Source organism: Pseudomonadota bacterium (assembly GCA_016711215.1).
Taxonomy (GTDB): Bacteria; Myxococcota_A; Polyangia.
In genome coordinates, this window is the sequence record JADJTL010000003.1 from 720,964 (window position 1) to 741,814 (window position 20,851).

General features: G+C 65.5%; 14 protein-coding genes, 1 tRNA gene and 2 pseudogenes. 14 read left to right on the forward strand and 3 right to left on the reverse strand.

The features are described 5' to 3' along the window. Window position 1: 1 nt before the first annotated feature. Both IPL40_11790 and IPL40_11795 read right to left on the reverse strand, forming a co-directional pair. Complete coding sequence (locus tag IPL40_11790) at window positions 2-889, reverse strand: hypothetical protein (GenBank protein ID MBK8481844.1); 888 nt, start codon at window positions 887-889, stop codon at window positions 2-4. After that, on the reverse strand, window positions 886-1,689 hold the full coding sequence (locus IPL40_11795; GenBank protein ID MBK8481845.1) for an ATP-binding cassette domain-containing protein: 804 nt from the start codon (window positions 1,687-1,689) through the stop codon (window positions 886-888). The genes IPL40_11790 and IPL40_11795 overlap by 4 nt, the downstream gene beginning before the upstream one ends. An 887-nt stretch (window positions 1,690-2,576) precedes the next feature. Between IPL40_11795 and IPL40_11800 the strand changes: the two genes are divergently transcribed. The 3 genes from IPL40_11800 (at window position 2,577) to IPL40_11810 (ending at window position 6,826) form a co-directional block, all read left to right on the forward strand. Further along, entirely contained in the window at window positions 2,577-5,408 is a 2,832-nt protein-coding gene (locus IPL40_11800; GenBank protein MBK8481846.1) for a vitamin B12-dependent ribonucleotide reductase, read from the forward strand. Window positions 5,409-5,502: 94 nt separating this feature from the next. Then, window positions 5,503-6,678: a metallophosphoesterase gene (locus IPL40_11805; protein ID MBK8481847.1), complete on the forward strand. Its 1,176-nt coding sequence runs from the start codon at window positions 5,503-5,505 to the stop codon at window positions 6,676-6,678. A 75-nt stretch (window positions 6,679-6,753) separates the two neighbouring features. Further along, a tRNA-Ala gene (locus IPL40_11810) sits at window positions 6,754-6,826 on the forward strand. Window positions 6,827-7,215: 389 nt separating this feature from the next. Here IPL40_11810 and IPL40_11815 read toward each other — a convergent pair. Further along, the gene (locus IPL40_11815) at window positions 7,216-8,115 is read right to left on the reverse strand and encodes a hypothetical protein (protein ID MBK8481848.1); all 900 of its coding nucleotides are present in this window, start codon (window positions 8,113-8,115) and stop codon (window positions 7,216-7,218) included. Window positions 8,116-8,392: 277 nt separating this feature from the next. Between IPL40_11815 and IPL40_11820 the strand changes: the two genes are divergently transcribed. The 11 genes and pseudogenes from IPL40_11820 (at window position 8,393) to IPL40_11870 (ending at window position 20,802) form a co-directional block, all read left to right on the forward strand. Continuing rightward, entirely contained in the window at window positions 8,393-8,689 is a 297-nt protein-coding gene (locus IPL40_11820; GenBank protein ID MBK8481849.1) for a hypothetical protein, read from the forward strand. A gap of 116 nt (window positions 8,690-8,805) precedes the next feature. Continuing rightward, entirely contained in the window at window positions 8,806-9,024 is a 219-nt protein-coding gene (locus tag IPL40_11825; GenBank protein MBK8481850.1) for a helix-turn-helix domain-containing protein, read from the forward strand. After that, window positions 9,024-10,637, forward strand: coding sequence for an SAM-dependent DNA methyltransferase (locus IPL40_11830; protein ID MBK8481851.1), 1,614 nt, complete (start codon window positions 9,024-9,026; stop codon window positions 10,635-10,637). Before IPL40_11825 ends, IPL40_11830 begins: the two co-directional genes overlap by 1 nt. Next, window positions 10,627-11,400 (forward strand): restriction endonuclease subunit S, encoded by a 774-nt coding sequence (locus IPL40_11835; GenBank protein MBK8481852.1) that lies wholly within the window; start codon window positions 10,627-10,629, stop codon window positions 11,398-11,400. Before IPL40_11830 ends, IPL40_11835 begins: the two co-directional genes overlap by 11 nt. Window positions 11,401-11,905: 505 nt before the next feature. Next, window positions 11,906-12,634, forward strand: a complete 729-nt coding sequence (locus tag IPL40_11840) for an AAA family ATPase (protein ID MBK8481853.1) — start codon at window positions 11,906-11,908, stop codon at window positions 12,632-12,634. An 85-nt stretch (window positions 12,635-12,719) separates the two neighbouring features. After that, window positions 12,720-13,538 carry an abortive infection family protein gene (locus tag IPL40_11845; GenBank protein MBK8481854.1) on the forward strand — a complete coding sequence of 273 codons (819 nt, stop codon included), beginning with the start codon at window positions 12,720-12,722 and terminating at the stop codon, window positions 13,536-13,538. Between the two features lie 127 nt (window positions 13,539-13,665). Beyond that, a complete protein-coding gene (locus IPL40_11850) occupies window positions 13,666-14,751 on the forward strand; it encodes a virulence RhuM family protein (GenBank protein MBK8481855.1) in 1,086 nt (361 codons plus the stop codon). After that, window positions 14,748-17,833, forward strand: a pseudogene (locus tag IPL40_11855) (type I restriction endonuclease subunit R). Before IPL40_11850 ends, IPL40_11855 begins: the two are co-directional and overlap by 4 nt. Next, on the forward strand, window positions 17,830-18,792 hold the full coding sequence (locus tag IPL40_11860) for a hypothetical protein (protein ID MBK8481856.1): 963 nt from the start codon (window positions 17,830-17,832) through the stop codon (window positions 18,790-18,792). The pseudogene IPL40_11855 and the gene IPL40_11860 overlap by 4 nt, the downstream one beginning before the upstream one ends. Beyond that, on the forward strand, window positions 18,776-19,024 hold the full coding sequence (locus IPL40_11865) for a hypothetical protein (protein ID MBK8481857.1): 249 nt from the start codon (window positions 18,776-18,778) through the stop codon (window positions 19,022-19,024). The genes IPL40_11860 and IPL40_11865 overlap by 17 nt, the downstream gene beginning before the upstream one ends. After that, window positions 19,011-20,802, forward strand: a pseudogene (locus tag IPL40_11870) (DUF2326 domain-containing protein). Before IPL40_11865 ends, IPL40_11870 begins: the two are co-directional and overlap by 14 nt. Window positions 20,803-20,851 lie beyond the last annotated feature (49 nt).

Consider the following 20,851-nt stretch of genomic DNA (forward strand, 5'->3'; position numbering starts at 1 on the left):
CTCAGACCTCAGCGCTGCGGCCAAGCGCGACGCCGCTGCCGATCAGCCCGACGCCGACGGCAGCGAGCAGGCCAGCCGCGATCGTCAGCGGTTCAAAAAAGCTCAGCTCGGCGCCACCGGGCAGCGACCCGAGCAGGGCCGTGAGCCGCGGTGCACCCCAACGGAAGGCGCCATAGAGCGCGGCCAGCGCCAAGACGCCGCCCGTCAGGCCCTGCAGCGCGCCCTCGACCAGCAGCGGCCCACGAATGAAACCGCGCGTCGCGCCGAGCAGCATCTGGATCTCGATCTCCTCGCGGCGGCTATAGACGCCGAGACGAATCGTGCTCGCCGCCAGATAAACGCAGGCGAGGCCGACCAGCAGCGCGACCAGCAGCGCCAGGCCGCGCAGGAGCTGCGCGAGCTGCCCGAGCCGCGCGGCCCAATGCCCCAGGTGCTCGACACGCTCGACCGCCGGTGAGGCCTCGAGCAGCGCCAACAAGGGCAAGAGCGCGGGCCCCAGGCCTTCGCGGAGCCGCAGCTCGAGCGAGCTCGGAAAGAAGTCCGTCTCGACGCCCGCCAAGAGGTTACTGCGCGGCCCGAGCACCTGCCGCAGCCGCTGGTAGGCCAGCGCGGGCGTGATGCGTTGCACCAGCTTCACGTCCGGCCGACTCGCCAGCAGGGCCACCAGCGCGTCGACCGCAGGCGCGGCGGCGGCGGGCCTGAGGAAGGCGATCAGCTGGGTGCCACGGCCCCAGCGCCGCGTCAGACGATCGACGTTATGCGAGCCGAGGACGGCGAGGCCGATCAGCAGCATCGTCACGGCCATCGCGGCGATCGCCGCGAGCTGGACCAGCGCACTGCGCCGCATCGCACGCAGCGCCTGCCCCGCGTAGTAGGGCCAGCGGGTCATGCCGAGGGTACCGCCTCGAACCAGGGCGCGACCGGCCCCAGCCCGCTGCCCTCGGCGCTCGCCGGCGGCGGCGTCTCCGCCCCCTCCTCGCCGCCCGGCGCGTCTTCCACCGGGTAGCGCAGCTCGATCACACGCCCGGCCTCGAGGCGCAAGAGCTGGGCATCGCCGGCGCGATCGATCAACAGCGGATCGTGCGTCGCGACGATCACCGTCGTGCCCGCCCGCGCCGCCTCCTGCAGCAGCGAGAGCACCACCAGCGTCCAAACCGGGTCGAGGTTACCGGTCGGCTCATCGGCGAGGATAATCGTCGGCTGCGCGATCAGCGCGCGCGCGATCGCCACCCGCTGCTGCTCACCGCCGGAGAGGGCCCCGGCAGCCGTGTCGGCCGCTCGCTCGAGGCCGACGGCGGCCAGCACCGCCTGGCTGCGCTCGCGCACGACCCTGCGCGACAGCCCCTGGATCTCCAACGGAAGGGCCACATTTCGCGCCACGCTGCACTCGCGCAGCAGCCGAAAATCCTGGAAGACCACGCCAACGTTGCGCCGCAGGAAGGGGATCGAGCTGGCACGCAGCCGCGCGATATTGCGACCGGCGATCACCACCTGCCCGGCGTCCGGCTGTTCCGCGGCGAAGATCGTGCGGAGGAGCGTCGTCTTACCCGCGCCGCTGGCGCCCGTGAGCAGCATCAGCGTGCCGCGCGCGACCTGCAGCGAGACATCGTCGAGCGCCGCGACCACGCCGTAGCGCTTGCTCACGCCAAAGAGCTGAATCACCGGCACCGCCGACAGCTCATCGCTCATGGGCACCGTCCCCCGAAGGCCAACCGCCGCGCGTCGCGCCCCGACCCGACGCCAGCGATCGACCTGACGCCAGCGATCGACCTGACGCTAGCGATCGCCCCGACCCCTGAGCGGCGGGTTTCCAGCGACCAGTCTTTGGCGTCGTATCTCATGGGAGCCGGGTGCCCAGAGCCTACACCGCCCGCGCGATGCTGGCCGCGAGCGCTGCGCTGGCTCCGCAGCCAGGGCGCATATCTGGCCGTTATCACGCCTGATCTGACGGGGCAAGAAAGCGCCCGCCGGGGTGGCCGGCAGGCCGGACCGGCCGCCTCTCGCGGCGATGCCCGCTCGTCGATAGAATGCTTAGCAATTTCAAACATGTATCGATGTATGTCCAAGGCTCACCACGGCGATAGGAGGACTCCGCTGGTGGTCCGCCACGTGCATAGGCGCGCTCCGCCCGGAATCCAGCCGCGGCGGCAGTCGCAAAGCCTAAGCCCAGGCATATGCTCGGGGTTCATCGCTCAGCCCACAAGCTTATCCACACCCACGACACAAGGACTTGGGGATCAGGCAGGCCTCGGGCACAACATCTTGTGCAAAAAAGTTTGACGCGCCGCGCCTCGGTGCCTAATTTCTCCGTGCACAGGAGATCCCAGGTCGGCATTGGTCGGCGCCTGGCGGCGGCCCAAGCGAGCGCGTAGTTTTAAGCTCGCCAGGGCTTAGCGTCATGCCTAGCGCTGGATCGTCGTGGCCTTGCGCCGAGCGCAGCGGCGCGGGGCCGCGCGGGGGGAGATCCGTGATTGGGCGGCGGCCCGGGTCGCGTGCGCGTGTCGCGTGCACGGCCGTGTCCTTCGGACCGCGCGAACATCCCGGCCCCATGAGGGGGTTGGCTTTCGGGAGGCACCATGCTGGAAAAGAGGGTCGAGATCACCACCCTGAAGTCCGAGCCGCCAACGACACTTCAGCCGCGCCAGACCGGCCTGCGGCTCGAGCGCCATTTCACGGACGGCCAGGTGCATCCCTTCGACACCCTCGAGTGGGAGTCGCGCGACGCGGTGATCAGCGCCGGATCGGGCGAGGTGGTCTTCGAACAACGCGGCGTCGAAGCGCCTAAGAGCTGGTCGCAGATGGCCACCAACGTGGTGGTGCAGAAGTATTTCCGCGGCGCCGTCGGCACGCCCCAGCGCGAGACCAGCGTGCGGCAGTTGATCGGCCGCGTGGTCGACACCATCGCCCGCTGGGGACGCGAGCAGCGCTACTTCGCCAACGAAGAAACGGCGCGGATCTTCTCCGACGAGCTGGCCCACCTGCTGGTGACGCAGCGGGCCGCCTTCAACAGCCCCGTCTGGTTCAATGTCGGCGTCGAGGCACATCCGCAGTGCTCCGCCTGCTTCATCAACTCGGTCGACGACACGATGGAGTCGATCATGACGCTGGTGAAGACGGAGGGCATGCTCTTCAAGTACGGCTCCGGCACCGGCACGAACTTCTCGGCGCTGCGCAGCTCTAACGAGCTGCTGGGCGGCGGGGGACAGGCCTCGGGCCCCGTGTCGTTCATGCGCGGCTACGACGCCTTCGCCGGCGTGATCAAATCGGGCGGCAAGACGCGCCGCGCCGCCAAGATGGTGATCCTCAACGTCGACCATCCAGACATCATGGAGTTCATCGAGTCCAAGGCGCACGAGGAGCGCAAGGCCTGGTCCTTGATCGACTCCGGCTACGACGGGTCGTTCAATGGCGAGGCCTACAATTCGGTGTTCTTCCAGAACGCCAACCATAGCGTCCGCGTCACCGATGCCTTCATGCAGGCCGTGGCCAATGACGAGGCGTGGGAGCTGCGCGCCGTCACCAGCGGCAAGGTCGTACGCACCCTGCCCGCCCGCGAGGTGATGCGCGCGCTGGTCGGCGCGGCGCACCAATGCGGCGATCCGGGCATGCAGTTCCACTCGACGATCAACGATTGGCATACCTGCCCCAACACGGCGCCGATCAACGCGTCGAATCCGTGCTCGGAGTACATGTTTCTCGACGACTCGGCCTGCAACCTGGCGAGCCTCAACCTGCGCAAGTTCCAGCAGGCCGACGGCTCCCTCGACGTCGAGGCCTTTCGCCATGCCGTGCGCATCGTGATCCTGGCGCAGGAGATCCTCGTCGATAACAGCCAGTATCCGACGCCGCGGATCACGGAGAACAGCCACAAGTTCCGCCCGCTCGGCCTCGGCTACGCCAACCTCGGCGCGCTGCTGATGAGCCGCGGGCTGCCCTATGACAGCGAGGCCGGACGCGCCGTCGCCGCGGCGATCACCGCGCTGATGCACGGTGAGGCCAACCGCGTCAGCGCCCTGATTGCCGCCGACCGCGGCCCCTTCGAGGGCGCCGCGATCAATCGGCAGCCGATGCTGCGCGTGATGCAGAAGCACCGCGCCCAGCTCGACCGCATCGACGCCGCCTACGTGCCCTATGAGCTGATGGAGACGACGCGCCGCGCCTGGGACGAGGTGATCGAGCTGGGCGGCAAGCACGGCTTCCGCAACGCTCAGGTCACGGTGCTGGCGCCCACCGGCACGATCGCCTTCATGATGGATTGCGACACCACGGGAGTCGAACCGGACATCGCGCTCGTCAAGTACAAGAAGCTCGTCGGCGGGGGCATGCTGAAGATCGTCAACAACACCGTGCCCGAGGCGCTGCGGCGGCTCGGTTATGCCGAGCACGAGACGCGCCAGATCATCGACTTCATCGATGCGCACGACGGCATCGAAGGCGCCCCGTCGATCAAGGAGGAGCACCTTCCGGTCTTCGACTGCGCCTTCCCCGCGCCGAAGGGCAAGCGGACGATCAACTACCTGGGCCATGTGCGGATGATGGCGGCCGTGCAGCCCTTCCTCTCGGGGGCGATCAGCAAGACGGTCAATATGCCGCACGACTGCACGCCGGCCGACATCGAGGACGCCTATCTGCAGGCCTGGCGGCTCGGTCTCAAGGCGCTGGCGGTCTACCGCGACGGCTGCAAGCGTACGCAGCCCTTGAGCACCAAGCGCGACGAGCAGCCGGCGGCCGAGACCGCCACGGTCAGCGGCAAGCTCGATCCGCGCACGGAGGCCAAGGGGCCACCGCAGGCCGTGCGGCACCGGCTACCGGCCGAGCGGCGCAGCCTGACGCATAAGTTCAGCATCGGCGGCCACGAAGGCTACCTGACCGTCGGGATGTATGAGGACGGACGGCCGGGCGAGATCTTCATCCGCATGGCCAAGGAGGGCAGCACGATCAGCGGGCTGGTCGACAGCTTCGCCACGGCGATCTCGCTGGCGCTGCAGCACGGCGTGCCGATCAAGCTCCTGGTCGACAAGTTCGCCCACACGCGCTTCGAGCCCTCGGGTTGGTCGGACAACAAGAAGATCAGCTACGCGAAGTCGATCATGGACTACATCTTCCGCTGGCTCGATCTGAAGTTCCCGGAGGGCCACTACGCCGATCAGCAGACGCTGCCGGGCATCGACGTCGAGTCGAAGCACGCCCCGCTGATCGAGCAGGTCGCCGGCCGGGCGCTCGATCCGGCGGACGACAGCCTCGGCCAGGATCAGGGCGGGCTGCTGCGCATCCCGTCGACGCAGATGTCGATGCTCTACGCGGCGCATAGTGCGCCCCCCTGTTCGGAGTGCGGCAGCATCGAGATGGTGCCCAACGGCACCTGCTACAAATGCCTCAACTGCGGCTCGACCAGCGGCTGCAGCTAGGCGCGCCCTCGGGCGCGGCCGTGTCGCGGCGCGCGCGCACCCATCCGCAGGCTTTGACCGACCCGCAGGCTCGTGCTGCAATGGCCGACGCCGCATGCTGCTGCTCCACCTCAGCGACCTTCACCTCTCCCGCTACGGCGAACGTGGCGACTGGAGCCAGCCCGACGAAGAGGAGGGCTGGGAGCTCGTCCATCAATGGCAGCGCTGGCGCATCGAGGGTCGCCGCGATCGCAAGGGCCGGCCCGATAAGCTGCGCCTGCTCGACCCCGAGGGGGTCGTGCACCAGGGGCGCGGCTGGCCGGCGCGCAAAGACGAGAAGATCATCAGCCGCCTCCTGGCGCTGGCGATGGAGCGCCACCTGACCTCGGCCGAGGCGCTGGTGACCAATCGGCCGACGCCCGAGGACCTGCAGGCGCTGCTGCGCCTCGACCCGACCAACACCAACCTGCGCTTCCTCCAGGTCGTCGACCAGCTCCTGCCGCTCGGGCCCGAGCTGATCGCGGTCACCGGCGACACGACCGACAACGGCTTCGGCTACCGCCTGCTCGAGCACTACCTGCAGCCCTGGATCGACCGCCAGCGCCTCTTCGTCGTGCCCGGCAACCACGACACCTACGAGATCATGCCGCGGCGCGGACGGCGGGCGCGCATCCAGGCCAAGGGGGAGCAATACCGCGCCTTCAGCCAGCGCATCGGCAACGCGCCGAACGCGGCGGGGGCCTACGTGCGGCGCATCGGCGACATCGCGATCGTCGGCCTCAACTCCTGCAATCCCCTGGTCGGCCCGCTCTCGGCCAGCGGCGAGGTCGCGCGTGAGCAGCTCGTCTGGCTGCATGAGCTCGGGCGTGATCCGGCCTTCCAGCAGGAGCGGCTGCGCCTCTGCCTCGTCCACCACCACCTGCTGCGGATGCCCTTCGAGCTCGGTCGGCGCGCGCCGATCGAGGTCGGGATGCGGCTGCGCAATGCCCCGGAGGTGATGCAGACCTGCAGCGACGCCGGCATCGACATCATGCTCAACGGCCACCGCCACCATGGCTACATGGTCCAGCTCCCCGGCCACCCGATGGTCGTCTCCTCGCCATCGTCGACCCTCGGCTGCAAATCGAGCGACCGGCGTTATGTCTGGCTGCTCGACCTCGCCGAGCGCCACCCCTACCCGGTGATGCACGTCTTCAGCGACGATCCCACGCTCAACGACGACGACCAGAGCGAGGCGCCCAGCCCCACGGCGCCGGCGGCCACGCCGGATACGCCCGAGTCGCCGGATTGACTTCCCGCAGATTGACTTCCAGGAACCCCGATGCTATCCAGCGCCGGTCCGTTGACGCGGGCGGTTTGTTTGCACGGGGCTGTAGCTCAGCTGGGAGAGCGCCAGAATCGCACTCTGGAGGCCGTGGGTTCGATCCCCATCAGCTCCACTCAATCGCTAGCGTTTATCCTCACCGCGGCGCCTTGCCGCAGGTGTCTAGCGAGCTCTCCCCAACCGCCGCCGCCCCCCGCGGGCGTTCGGCCGGCCTCGCTGCCGTCTACACCTCACGTCACGGCTCGGCGGACCAGACCCGGCTCGGCGGACCAGACCGGGGATGATGGTTCACGGTCACGGCGGCGAGTCCGTTGCGGCACCGCCGCAACGGTGGTGGGGGAACGGCCAGGCGGTAGTCTTCGCCTTGATCGGCCGGATCGGAAGGAGCGACGGGGCTTGGGGCGGGCGCCATTTCTTGCACAGGGCGCAACCTTGCCACCTCAGCGTGGCGAAGCAGGCTGAGAGAGCGCAGCGGCTGGTCCAGGGGGCCGGGCGGGACGGGCGTCAGGGGGCCTGGGCGCAACAAACGCCGGCGTGCAGGCGAAGCGCCCAGGTGCCGTAAGGGAAGACTGCGCTCCGGTCGCCAGCGCGCCAGCGGCGCCAGGCGCTGCGATAGCCGCTGACAAACTCGCGCAGTCGCTGCAGCGCTTCAATCCGAGCCCACTTGTTGCCGCCGGCGACGCGTGGACTCAGTTGACGGCGTGGCTCGGCCCGGCGCGGCGTCTCGAAAGCGGATTGCCGAAGCACCTGGCGTCGGCCGAGGACGGCCTTGCCCTGGGCGCGCCGCAGCGCCGCGAACTCGCCTTCGCGCGCGGCCACGGCGTCGGTGAGCAACGCGGCATACTCGTCCTGCGCGAGGTGCGCGAAGGCGGGGAGCGGATCGACGGACAGTACGGCGTGCGCGGGAAGTGGGCCCTTGTCGCGGAAGAAGCCCCTTGGTCGCTTAAAGGCCTGGGGCCGCCCCATTCGCGCCGGCAGGCTGATCAGTCCCGGCCAGTAGTGGTGCTCGGTCACCAGGAGCGCCGCCACCGGGTTGGTGATCGTGTAGACGGCCTTCGCGAGCTGCGCGTCTGCGTCGACGAGGCGCACGACCGACGGGGGCTCGGTAGCCCAGAGGTTCTCCCAGCGCCCCCAGTGCGCGTTGAGGCACTTGGCGGTGAACTCGAACAACCAGCGGCAGAACTCCGGCCGCGTGCCCCTGACGTCCGTGACCACGAGGTGAAGGTGATTGGAGAGCACGCAGAAGGCGTGTATCCGCACCCCGTACCGCGCCGCCGCCACCGCGAGGCAGTACCCAACGATCGCCACCACCGCCGAAGAGGGCCGCAGCAGGAACTGCCGCTGCGTGCACCGTCGGGTGATCATTATGGTCTCACCAGCGATGACCGGCCGAGGGATGCTCATGCAGCGTGTCGGCATCTGCAGACCGCGTGCCCATCGCTCTTCGGCATCTTCCTGCTTACTTGGCGCATGACGTCGCCGCTCGCGTCCGACATCCGGTCGGGCAGCGCGTCCGACATCCGGTCGGGCACCACGTCCGACATCCGGTCCTTTCACCGCCCAACCCATTCATCGGCCCGCAGCAGTCGGGCTAGCGAGAGTCGATGGTCGATGGACGGGTCGGCCGCGATTATCAACCCGGGTCGGGCTCGATGGCCAGCCCGTGCGACGCCCGGCCCGCGTGGCCCAGATGCTGGCCTTCGCCCATGGCCTGGGCGCCGCCATCGAGCGCGGCGACTTCCGCGACCAGGCCGACGCCGCCCGTCACTACCAGCTGACCCGAGCCCGGATCACCCAGCTCATGAACCTCACCCACCTGGCGCCCGACATTCAGGAGCAGGTGCTCTTTCTCGAGGCCGTTGATGGCCGGGAGCCGATGAGCGAGCGGGATCTGCGGCGGGTGCTCGGGAGCCTCGCGTGGGAGGAGCAGATCGCAACCTGGCAGGGCGAAGTGCGTCCCGGCGTCCGATCGGTCTGATTTCGAGCACTTCGACCGCAGTTCGGCATTGTCCGTCTGACGGCTTTGGAATATGATGCCGTTCGTTGGAGTCCAATGCCGCGGGATGCCCGCGGGTGAAGCGGGGCAGTGCGCACATGAGCGAAGACCAAGTCCTCACCATCAAAGACATCGCGGCGATTCTCAAGCTTGCTGAGAAGACCGTGTACTCGATGGCCCAAGACGGTGAGCTGCCGGCGTTCAAGGTCCGGGGCCAGTGGCGGATACGCAAACTCGACTTTGAAAAGTGGATGGCCGAGCAGGCTGCAGCGCCCCGCCGCGACCGTGACCGCGATGGCAGTCAGGGGGATCGCTGATGGCGAAAGCAAAGAAGACCGCGCGCAAGGTGAAGGCGGAGACGAACGGCAACGGCTCGGCCGCGAACCTCGGCTTCGAGCAGAAGCTCTGGCAGGCCGCCGACAAAATGCGCAACAACATGGACGCGGCGGAGTACAAGCACGTCGTCCTCGGGCTCATCTTTCTCAAGTACATCTCCGACGCCTTCGAGGAGAAGTACGCTGCCCTCCAGGCGGAGAAGAAGTCCGGCGCCGACCCGGAAGATCCGGACGAGTACCGCGCCGACAACATCTTCTGGGTGCCCAAGGAAGCCCGCTGGCCCCACCTGCAAGGCAAGGCCAAGCAGCCCACCATCGGCAAGCTCATCGATGATGCCATGCTGGCCATTGAGCGCGACAACCCGACGCTCAAGGGCGTGCTGCCCAAGGACTTCGCGCGCCCGGCCCTCGACAAGCAGCGTCTCGGCGAGATCATCGATCTCATCGGCACCATCGGTCTCGGCGACAAGGAAAACCGTTCGCGCGATGTGCTCGGCCGCGTCTACGAATACTTCCTGAGTTCCTTCGCCTCGGCCGAGGGCAAGAAGGGCGGCCAGTTCTACACGCCCCAATGCGTGGTGAAGCTGCTCGTCACTATGCTCGCGCCGTTCAAGGGGCGCGTCTTCGACCCCTGCTGCGGGTCGGGCGGCATGTTCGTCTCCAGCGAGAAGTTCGTCGAGGCCCACGGCGGCCGCATTGGCGACATCAGCGTCTACGGTCAGGAGTCGAACGCCACCACCTGGCGCCTGGCCAAGATGAACCTGGCGATCCGCGGCATCGACGCGAATCTCGGCGGCGAGTGGGGCGACTCGTTCCACAAGGACCAGCACAAGGACCTCAAGGCCGACTACGTGCTCGCCAACCCGCCCTTCAACGACAGCGACTGGGGCGGCGAGCGCCTGCGCGACGACGTGCGCTGGAAGTACGGCGCGCCACCCGCGGGCAACGCCAACTTTGCCTGGGTCCAGCACTTCCTGCACCACCTGGCGCCGGCGGGACTCGCCGGCTTTGTCCTCGCCAACGGCAGCATGTCGTCGCAGCAATCGGGCGAAGGCGAGATCCGCAAGTCCATCGTCGAAGCCGACCTCGTCGACTGCATGGTCGCGCTACCCGGCCAGCTCTTCTACTCGACCCAGATCCCGGTCTGTCTGTGGTTCCTGTCCCGCGACAAGAAGAACGGCCTCGGCGGTCGCGGCAAGAAGATGCGCAACCGCAAGCGCGAGACCCTCTTCATCGACGCCCGCAAGCTCGGCACCATGATCGACCGCGTCCACCGCGAGCTCACCGACGCCGACATCGACCGCATCGCCGACACCTATCACCGCTGGCGCGGCGACGGCCCGGACGGAAAGAACGCCAAGTACGAAGACGTGCCCGGCTTCTGCAAGAGCGCCACGACCGAGGAGATCGAAGTGCATCATTTCGTGCTCACGCCGGGACGCTACGTCGGCGCCGAAGAGATCGAAGACGACAGCGAGCCCTTCGAGGAGAAGATGGCACGCCTCGTCGCCAAGCTCGACGAGCAGTTCAAGGAGGGCGCCAAGCTCGAGAAGGCCATCCGCCAGAACCTGAGGGGGCTTGGGTATGGGGGATAGTCGTTACGAAGAACTCCCGCTGGGCGAGATTGCGGATTTTCGCAACGGGAAAGGCCTATCCCCGGACAAGTACACCGCGGTTGGCAAGTATCCCGTATTCGGCTCGAACGGTCAGATAGCGCGAACAGACGAACTCCTGAACGAAGATTCCGTCGTTGTCATAGGCCGTGTGGGTGCCTACTGCGGCTCGGTCCACCCCGTCTTCGAACCGTCGTGGGTAACTGATAACGCGATTGTCGCTCGTCCAAAGGCTGGCGAGGATGTCAGGTACCTCTACTACCGCCTGGCATCACTCGACCTCCGCTCCACCGCCACGGGCAGCGCGCAGCCTCTCGTAACCCAAAGCGGCTTGGGCGTGCTACGTGCTCCACACGCGCCGCCCGACGACCAACGCGCCATCGCCCACATCCTCGGCACGCTCGACGACAAGATCGAGCTGAACCGCCGTATGAACGAGACGCTGGAGGCGATGGCGCGCGCGCTCTTCAAGTCCTGGTTCGTCGACTTCGACCCCGTCCGCGCCAAAGCCCAAGGACAAACGCCCCCGGCATGGACCCCGCCACCGCCGCCCTCTTCCCCAAAGAGTTCCAGGATTCCGAGTTGGGCGAGATTCCGAAGGGGTGGCGTGTGGTGCCCTTCCTGGAGTTTGCAGACCTGCTATCCGGCGGAACTCCGAAAACGTCAGTCCCTGACTATTGGAACGGCGGCATCAAGTGGGCATCTGCCAAAGATGTCTCGCAGTGCGGATCGTTCTTCCTCGTAGACACAGAGCGAACCATCACAGCGCAGGGGCTGGAACGTAGTGCGACAAAGATAGTCCCTGCAGGATCTGTGGTTGTCGTGGCTCGTGGCGCGACTTGCGGTCGATTCACCGTGTTCGCGGAAGACATGGCCATGAATCAGACGTGCTACGCGCTGGCCCCCAAGGCAAAGCATGCTCGCTGGTATCTCCGGTTTCTGGCCGACGATTTGCTCGTGCGACTCGTAGCTCAGGCGCATGGAAGCGTTTTCGACACCATCACCACCCGCACGTTTGAACGAGCGCGAACTGTCGATCCGGGGCCGGTAGTGCTCAAGCTTTTTGAAACCCACGTGTCGCCGGTTGTGGCGCGCATCCGCTCCCTCCACTACGAGAACGTGACGCTGGCAAAACTGCGAGATGCGCTCTTGCCACGCCTTCTCTCCGGCGAGCTATCGGTCGCCCAAGCCGAGCAAGGGGAGGCCATGGCATGAGGATCACTCGGGTCACCAAGATCCGCTGGCACCGCGTGTTCAGGGACTTCGCGTGGCCGAGCGATCTCCACTGCTTCGGCCAGTTCAACCTCATCTACGGGTGGAACGGCTGCGGCAAGACGACGTTGTCGTCGCTGTTCGCCCATATCGAGAAGGGAACCAACCTCGCGGAGGGCGAGGTCGAGTTCGAGATCGATGACGACAGGAAGTGCGCAGGCACCACCATAGCCACCACGAACCTGCCGCCCGTCCGCGGCTACTCTGAGCAGGACCTGGAGACAGAGACCGTCTGCGACGGCTGCACTCTCCGCTACGCGATCTACGGCGTCTTCGGCTTCTGCCCAGACTGCGGCGCACACAACAACCTCAACATCCTCGACGCGAACCTGCGCCTTGTCGCGAAGATGGTGACCCTGGCGGCGACGGCCGACGCCGACGTGGCGAAGAACCTCGTCGAGAACGCGCTCGAAGATTGCGTCTCCGCCTTTGACGGCTGGGGACGGGAGGTGTCCGAAGCGTTCGCCGCCAAGGCTGCTGATCCAGTCAAAGCCGGCAAGGTTTCCTTCAGAACATCAGGCGCGCGCACGACGCGCTCAAAATCCACTTCGACTTCGACGCGGAGGCTGTCCTCGGCACAGAGACGATGGCTGCACTTCATCGAGCGTTTCAGAAGCGGCATTTGCTCGCCCATCGCATGGGCGTCGTCGACGAAGACTACCTTCGCCAGACGGCGGACCAGGAGGCTCGCGAGGGACGTCGTGTGACGATCTCCGCGTCGGAGGTCGAGGCGACAGCGGCGGGAGTGCGGGCTTGGGCCGAGGCCTTGACGGCGCATCTCGGGGGGCTGCCGTGACGTCACCGCCCACGATCACCACGCTCGATCTGCCGGCCATCGAGGAAGTGCTCGAGATGGGGAGCGGGTACGTACTCGACTTCAGCAACCGCACCTTCGCGATGTTCTTTGCCGACCTGGGTATCGACATCGACGAGCGGCAGCCACAGGGCTCGAAGGCCAATCGGCTGCGCGCTTTTCTTCGGGCTGCGGAACCGAGCCTAGCAGCCAAAGTCCTCGAAGCGATGCTGGAGCGGCGCGGTGATCGGGAGGGGGACGAGACGTCCTCGCACCTCGCCAAGTACAAGAACCTGATGGCACGACTTCGTGGCACGTCGGTGGCGATTCCGACTGTGGATGTCCACGTCGACGTGCTCAGCTTGGCCTACGTGCACGAGTTGGAGGCAAAGACGGACCAGCGCATGGCTGCTTCCGACCTAGAGGGCGCGATTACAACAGGGCGAACTATGCTGGAGGCTGTCCTCCATGAGCTTGAGCGTCAGCTCCTCGGGCAGAACGGCGACCACAAGGGCGACCTGCAGCGACTCTTCAAGGCCGTCGCAAAGGAGCTTCGCATCGACGACCAGCGCACGGACCTCGACGACAACTTCAAACAGGTCGTTCGCGGTTTGGTGCAGGTCGTCAACGGCCTCGCGCCCATCCGCAACAAGATGAGCGACGGGCACCCGAGACAGCGCAAGCCCGCACCTCACCATGCCCGCGTGATCGTCAACGCCGCCAAGACGGTCGCGGTCTTCCTGGTCGAGTCCTACCTCTTCCAGCGCGACAAAGGCTTGCTGTCCGGGCCAGCGGCGGCACAGGAGGGCTCCGCATGACCATTCCGGCAACGAATCCGGCAACTGTTGCCGGAACCGGAATCGAGCCACGACTCGGGCCATCTTGGCCCGATCCCGAGCAGACCGCGGGCGATCGAGTGCGCACCAGGTGTCGATTGGAGGTCGGATGACCCGCAAGAAGACCCCACCGACCACCTCCCTCGTCCGTTCTTCGGCGGCCGAGTACCTGACCTTCGTGGCGGCCAGCGGCGGGGGCGGTGTGGAGGCGGTCTACGCCGACGAGAACGTGTGGCTGAGCCAGAAGATGATGGCGCAGCTCTACGACGTGGAGGTCCCGACCATCAATTACCACCTGAAAAAGGTGTTCTCGGACAGCGAGCTCGAGGAGGGGGCAGTTATTAGAAATTTTCGAATAACTGCCGCCGACGGCAAGACCTACGACACCAAGCATTACAACCTCTCGGCCATCATCGCTGTGGGCTACAAGGTCAACTCCGAGCGCGCCGTCCAATTTCGCAAGTGGGCCACGCGCGTCATCGAGGAGTTCACCATCAAGGGCTTCGCCATGGACGACGAGCGCCTCAAGCGCGGCGGTTCGGTCCTGAGCGATCGCTACTTCGAGGAGCAACTCCAGCGCGTCCGCGAGATCCGAATCTCGGAGCGCAAGTTCTACCAGAAGATCACCGACATCTACGCGACGTCCGTCGACTACGACGTCACGGCGCAGGCCACCAAACGCTTCTTCGCCACGGTGCAGAACAAGCTGCACTGGGCCATCCACGGGCAGACCGCCGCCGAGGTCATCGTCGACCGCGCGGACTCCACCAAGGACCACATGGGCCTCCACACCTGGACCGACGCGCCCCACGGCAAGATCCAGAAGTTCGACGTGGTGGTGGCCAAGAACTACCTCACCGAGCACGAGCTAGCGCAGCTCTCGCGGCTGGTGAACGCCTACCTCGACGTGGCCGAGGACATGGCGCTCCGCAAGATCCCCATGACCATGCAGGATTGGGAGGTTCGGCTGAATCGCTTCCTCGCCGCGACCGATCGCGAGGTGCTCTCGGACGCCGGCAAGGTGACGGCCGAGATCGCCAAGGCACACGCCGAGAGCGAGTTCGAGAAGTACCGCATCGTGCAGGACCGACTGTTCGAGAGCGACTTCGACCGCATCGTGGCCGAGACCAAACGCCTCGCGGCGAAGACCGACGCACCCAAGCCCCGCAAGAAGAAGGAGCGGAAGAAGCCATGACAGCGTTCACCGAATCGGTCGTCGAGGACGCGGCCCTGGAGTGGTTCGGGGAGCTGGGCTATCGCGTCACCCACGGGCCCGAGATTGCTCCCGGCGAGCCGGCGGCCGAGCGCGCGACCTACGAGCAGGTCGTCCTCGAAGGCCGGCTGCGAGAGGCCCTGGCTGCGCTCAACCCCGGTGTACCCCAGGAGGGGCTCGACGAAGCGTTCCGGAAGCTCACGCGCATCTCGTCGCCGCAGCTCGTCGATGCCAACCACGAGCTTCACTACTACCTCGTCAACGGCGTCGCCGTGGAGTACCTGCGGGGCGACGGCACCATCGGCTACGACCCGGTGCGCATCGTCGACTTCGACGAGCCTTTCAACAACGACTGGTTGGTGGTGAACCAGCTCTCGGTCACCGAGAGCGGGCGCACGCGCCGGCCCGATGTCGTGGTCTACGTGAACGGCTTGCCGCTGGCGGTCATCGAGTTGAAGAACGCCGCCAGTGAGAACGCCACCATCTGGAGCGCCTACCAACAGCTTCAGACCTACAAGCGCGAGATCCCAGGGCTGTTCACCTTCAACGAGCTGCTCGTGATCTCCGACGGACTCGAAGCACGCATCGGTACGCTGTCGGCGCAGAAGGAACGCTTCGCCCCCTGGCGCACCATCGAGGGCGAGGAGCTGGCGCCGGCCTCCATGTCGCAGCTCGAGGTGCTGATCCGCGGCGTGTTCGAGCCGCGGCGGCTACTCAACCTCTTGCGCTTCTTCATCGTCTTCGAGAGCGACGGCGACACGGTGATCAAGAAGCTCGCCGGCTACCACCAGTTCCATGCCGTCGGGCGCGCGCTCGAAGCCACGCTCGAAGCTTCGCAGCCGGACGGAAGTCGTCGCGTCGGGGTCGTCTGGCACACCCAGGGGTCGGGCAAGAGCCTCACCATGGCCTTCTACGCCGGCCGCGTGGTGCTACACCCGGCGATGGAGAACCCAACGCTGGTCATCCTCACCGACCGCAACGACCTGGACGAACAGCTCTTCGGCACCTTCTCGCGTTGTCAGGAGCTACTGCGCCAGGAGCCCGAGAAGGCCAGGACCGGACGCACCTGCGCGAGCTGCTTAAGGTGGCGGCCGGCGGCGTGGTGTTTACCACCATCCAAAAGTTTTTTCCCGAGACGCGCGGCGACACCTTCCCGCTGCTTTCCGACCGCCAGAATATCGTCGTCATCGCCGACGAGGCGCACCGCAGCCAGTACGACTTCATCGACGGCTTCGCCCGCCACATGCGCGACGCATTGCCCAATGCCTCGTTCATCGGCTTCACCGGAACGCCCATTGAGCTGACCGACAAGAACACCAGGGCTGTCTTCGGTGACTACGTCAGCGTCTACGACATCCAGCGTGCCGTGCAAGATGGCGCGACGGTCCCCATCTACTACGAGAGCCGGCTCGCCAAGCTTGAGCTCAAAGACGAAGCGCTGCCGGAGCTGGACTCCGAGTTCGAGGAGGCCACCGAGGGCGAGGAGCTCGAGGGCAAGGAGAAGCTCAAGAGCAAGTGGTCGGCGCTCGAAGCCTTGGTGGGAACCGAGCGGCGCATGTCGCTGGTGGCCGACGATCTCGTCGATCACTTCGACCGCCGCCTCGAGGCCATGGACGGCAAGGCCATGGCCGTCTGCATGAGCCGGCGCATCTGCGTCGACCTCTACAAGGCCATCGTCGCGCTGCGCCCCGACTGGCACAATGACGACGACGCCAAGGGCGCCATCAAGGTCGTGATGACCGGCTCGGCCTCCGACCCCACCGAATGGCAGGGCCACATCCGCAACAAACCGCGCCGCGAGGCCCTCGCCAAACGCTTCAAGGATCCAGCCGATCCGCTCAAGCTCGTCATCGTCCGTGACATGTGGCTGACCGGCTTTGACGCGCCGTGCATGCACACGATGTACTTGGACAAGCCGATGCAGGGCCACGGGCTCATGCAGGCCATCGCCCGGGTCAACCGCGTCTTCCGCGACAAGCCCGGCGGCCTGGTGGTCGACTACCTGGGCCTCGCCGACCAACTCAAGCGGGCGCTGCACACCTACACCGAGAGCGGCGGTCACGGCGACACGGCCATCGACCAGGAAGAAGCGGTCGCGCTGATGCTGGAGAAGCACGAGGTCTGCTGTGGTCTGTTCCACGGCTTCGACTGGAGCGCCTGGACTACTGGTACAGCGGCCCAGCGCCTATCGCTGTTGCCGGCCGCGCAGGAGCACGTGCTCGCCCAGGATGGCGGCAAGGACCGCATCCTTCAAATCGTCACCGAGCTGTCCAAGGCCTTCGCCCTGGCCGTGCCCCACGATGAGGCGATCCTCATCCGCGACGACGTCGGCTTCTTCCAGGCCGTCCGCACTGCCATTGCCAAGAGCACCGCGGGTGATCGCAAGGCCTCGGGTGACCTCGACCTAGCCATCCGCCAGATCGTTTCGAAGGCCGTGGCCTCGGACCAGGTGATCGACATCTTCGCCGCCGCGGGCCTCAAGAACCCGGACATCTCGATCCTGTCGGACCAGTTCCTCTCCGAGGTGCGCGGCATGCAGCACAAGAACCTCGCCGTCGAGCTGCTGCGCAAGCTGCTCAACGACGAGGTCAAGGCCCGCTCGCGCCACAACCTGGTGCAGTCTCGGTCCTTCGCCGATCTCCTGGAGAAGTCGATCCGTCGCTACCAGAACCGCGCCATCGAGGCCGCGCAGATCATCGAGGAACTGATCGAGCTGGCCAAGGAGATGCGCGAGGCCGGCCGCCGCGGTGAGAAGCTGCACCTCACCTCCGACGAGCTGGCCTTCTACGACGCCCTCGAAGTCAACGACAGCGCCGTCAAGGTCCTCGGCGACGACACCCTCAAGACCATCGCCCGCGAGCTCGTCGAGACCGTCCGCCGCAACGTCACCATCGACTGGACCGTCAAAGAGTCCGTCCGCGCCAAGCTCCGCGTCATCGTCAAACGCATCCTCCGCAAGTACGGCTATCCGCCCGACAAACAGGAAGCCGCCACGAATACGGTGCTTCAGCAGGCTGAGTTGCTTTCCGATTTCTGGACCGCGCACGGGGGGGCATCAACGTGAAGTACGCGTACGAAGACCTGAGCCCCGAGCAGTTTGAGGCCCTGGTGGTGTTTCTGTGCCAGCAGCTTCTCGGGATCTCGGTGCAGGGCTTCTCGAAGGGGCCCGACGGTGGCCGAGACGCAAAGTTCGTCGGCACGGCGGAACTGCACCCCAGCAAGTCGGCACCTTGGGTCGGTACGGTTATCGTGCAGGCGAAGCACACGAACGGTGTCAACCGGACCTTCTCAGATGCCGATTTCTTCAGCTCGACGGCGGGCGACACCGTGATCGGCAAGGAGATCCCCCGCATCAAGAACCTGAAGGCCAAGAGCGCGATCGACCACTACATGCTCTTCTCGAACCGGCGCTTGGCGGGGAACGCCGATGAGACGCTTCGTGGGCACCTCTCCAAGGAGTGCGGCCTTCCTGTCGGTTCGCTCTACCTTTGCGGCATCGAGCAGCTTGAAGTGTGGCTGAAGACGTTTCCGCGCGTTGCAACGCTCGCGAACATTGACCCCGTCGATTCGCCGCTCATCGTGAGCCCCGACGAGCTTGCCGAATTGGTTGAGGCGTTCGCACGCAATCAGGAGATCATCCAGTCGGCCGTCGACAACCCTCCGACGCCACGCGTGTCCTACGCCGATAAGAACGCGCTCAACAACATGTCCGCGGAATACGCCAAGTTGCAGCGGCGGAACTACCTCAAGGACACCGCTCAAATCCAGGCCTTCCTCGCCGCACCCGAGAACCTGCGGCTGCGCCAGCTCTACGAAACCGTGGTGACAGAGTTCCAGCTCAAGATCACGGCGAAGAAGAAGACCCACCAGTCGTTCGACGAAGTCCTCGAGTACCTCACTGACCTCCTGTTTGGCCGCGATCCGGTGCTGCGGGCGCACAAGCGACTCACGCGAGCGATGCTCTTCTACATGTACTGGCACTGCGACATCGGAGCGACGGAAGATGATGCTTCGACCGACTAAACACTCCCACCCGGATCGAACGGTAGTCGGGGTCGCACTCGTACTTCTCGGGCGGCTGAAGTCGCGGCGGCTCGACGAGTACGATGCCCTGCGAAAGTTCGCGCGCAAGGCCATCGCAGGAGGGGACGTGCTTTTCCTGCCAGCCCTCAACTTCCTCTTCCTGCTCGGTCTTGTCGAGCACCGCCCGAAAACCGACTCGCTCGAGTACCTGGGGCCCAATGAAGCTCTCTAGGCTCTACACGAATCGCCCTGCCGTATTCAGCGCAGTCGACTTCACGCCGGGGCTGAACGTCGTGTTGGCGGAGATCCGGCTGCCGCAGAACCGGAAGAAGGACACACAACCTTGGAAAAACCACTCTGGGCAGACTCGTGGATTTCTGCCTGCTCTCTGGTCGCGATTCGAAGTTTTTCCTCTTCAAGCATCAGCAGTTGTTCGACGGGTTCGTGTTCTTGCTTGAGGTTGAGTTGCTCGACGGATCGTACGTGACGGTTCGACGCGGAGTGAATGAACCCACGAAGATTTCTTTCAAGCGCCACCAGGCTCGCATGCAGGACTATTCCGAACTGCAGGCGCCACAGTGGGACCACGTCGATGTGCCGTTCGATCGCGCGAAGGACCTGCTCGACGGCGTTCTGGACCTGCGAACAATGAAGCCGTGGGACTACCGGAAGGGGCTCGGCTACTTGCTGCGGTCGCAGGACGACTATCGCGACGTCTTCCAGCTTCGGAATGGCCACAAGCACGTCGAGTGGAAGCCGTTTCTCGCGCACGTGCTTGGATTCGACTCCGCGCTCGTCGAAGGGCTGTACAAGAAAGAAGCGGAGCTCTCGGGCAAGCAGGCGACGGTCCAGACCATCCGCGCGGAGCTGGGGGGGTCAGTCGAAGACGTCAGCAAGATCGAAGGCATGCTGCTTCTGAAGCAGAAGGAAGCCGAGAAAAAGCAGCAACTGCTCAACGCCTTCGACTTCCGCACTGCTGACAAAGAGAAGACTAAGTTGGTCGTGGATGACGTCGATGCTCGAATCGCCGCGCTCAACGCTGAGCGCTACTCCTTGAGCCTCGCCAAGAAGAAGATTGTCACCTCACTCGAGGACGATCAGGTTCTCTTCAATCCCGATGACGCGCAGCGACTCTTCGCCGAGGTCGGCGTGACCTTCCCTGGGCAGCTCAAGAAGGACTACGAACAGTTGATCGCGTTCAATCGAGCGATCACCGACGAGAGACGGCAGTACCTGCAGGAAGAACGCGCTGAGATCGAGGCTGCGTTGAAACGGCTGACGACTGATCTCACTGAACTCGGCAAGCGGCGATCCGAGATGCTGGCTTTCCTGACGGATACCGATGTCTTCACGAAGTATCGACAGGTCTCCGATGAACTCGTCGGCCTAAAGGCGGACATCACGTCGCTCGAGCGGCAGCGCGGCTTTCTTCATCGGCTCCAGGAGATGCGAACGGAGATCCGAACCATCACCGACGAGAAGGGGCGTCTCCAAACTCAGATCGAGGATGACGTCGAGAAGCAGAATTCGGACGGAACGAGTCTGTTCTCGTCGATCCGGTTGTTCTTCAGCGAGATCGTGGAAGACGTTATCGATCGCAAGGCGCTCCTCAGCGTCGCTCCGAACCAGCATGGGCACCTCGAATTCCGAGCGGAGATTCTCGATGAGTCCGGGAACGCCACGAGCGCCGACCTGGGCCACACCTACAGGAAGCTGCTCTGCGTCGCGTTCGACATGGCCGTGCTGCGCGCGCACCTTGAGAAGAAGGCGCCGAGGTTCGTCTACCACGACGGGGTATTCGAATCGCTGGACGACCGGAAGAAGGTAAACTTGCTCGCTGTCATGGGCGAGTACGTGAACTTCGGGCTTCAGTTCGTCATCACGCTCATCGACTCCGAGCTTCCAGCGCGGGCTGAGGGCGACGAGCCCATGTTCGCCGACGAGGAGATCGTGCTCAGGCTTCACGATGAAGGCCCCGATGGGCGACTCTTCAAGATGGCCGCATGGTAGGGGGCGAGCGGTGCATCATGCCGCGCCAGGTTTGGCCACCGCGTCCGGT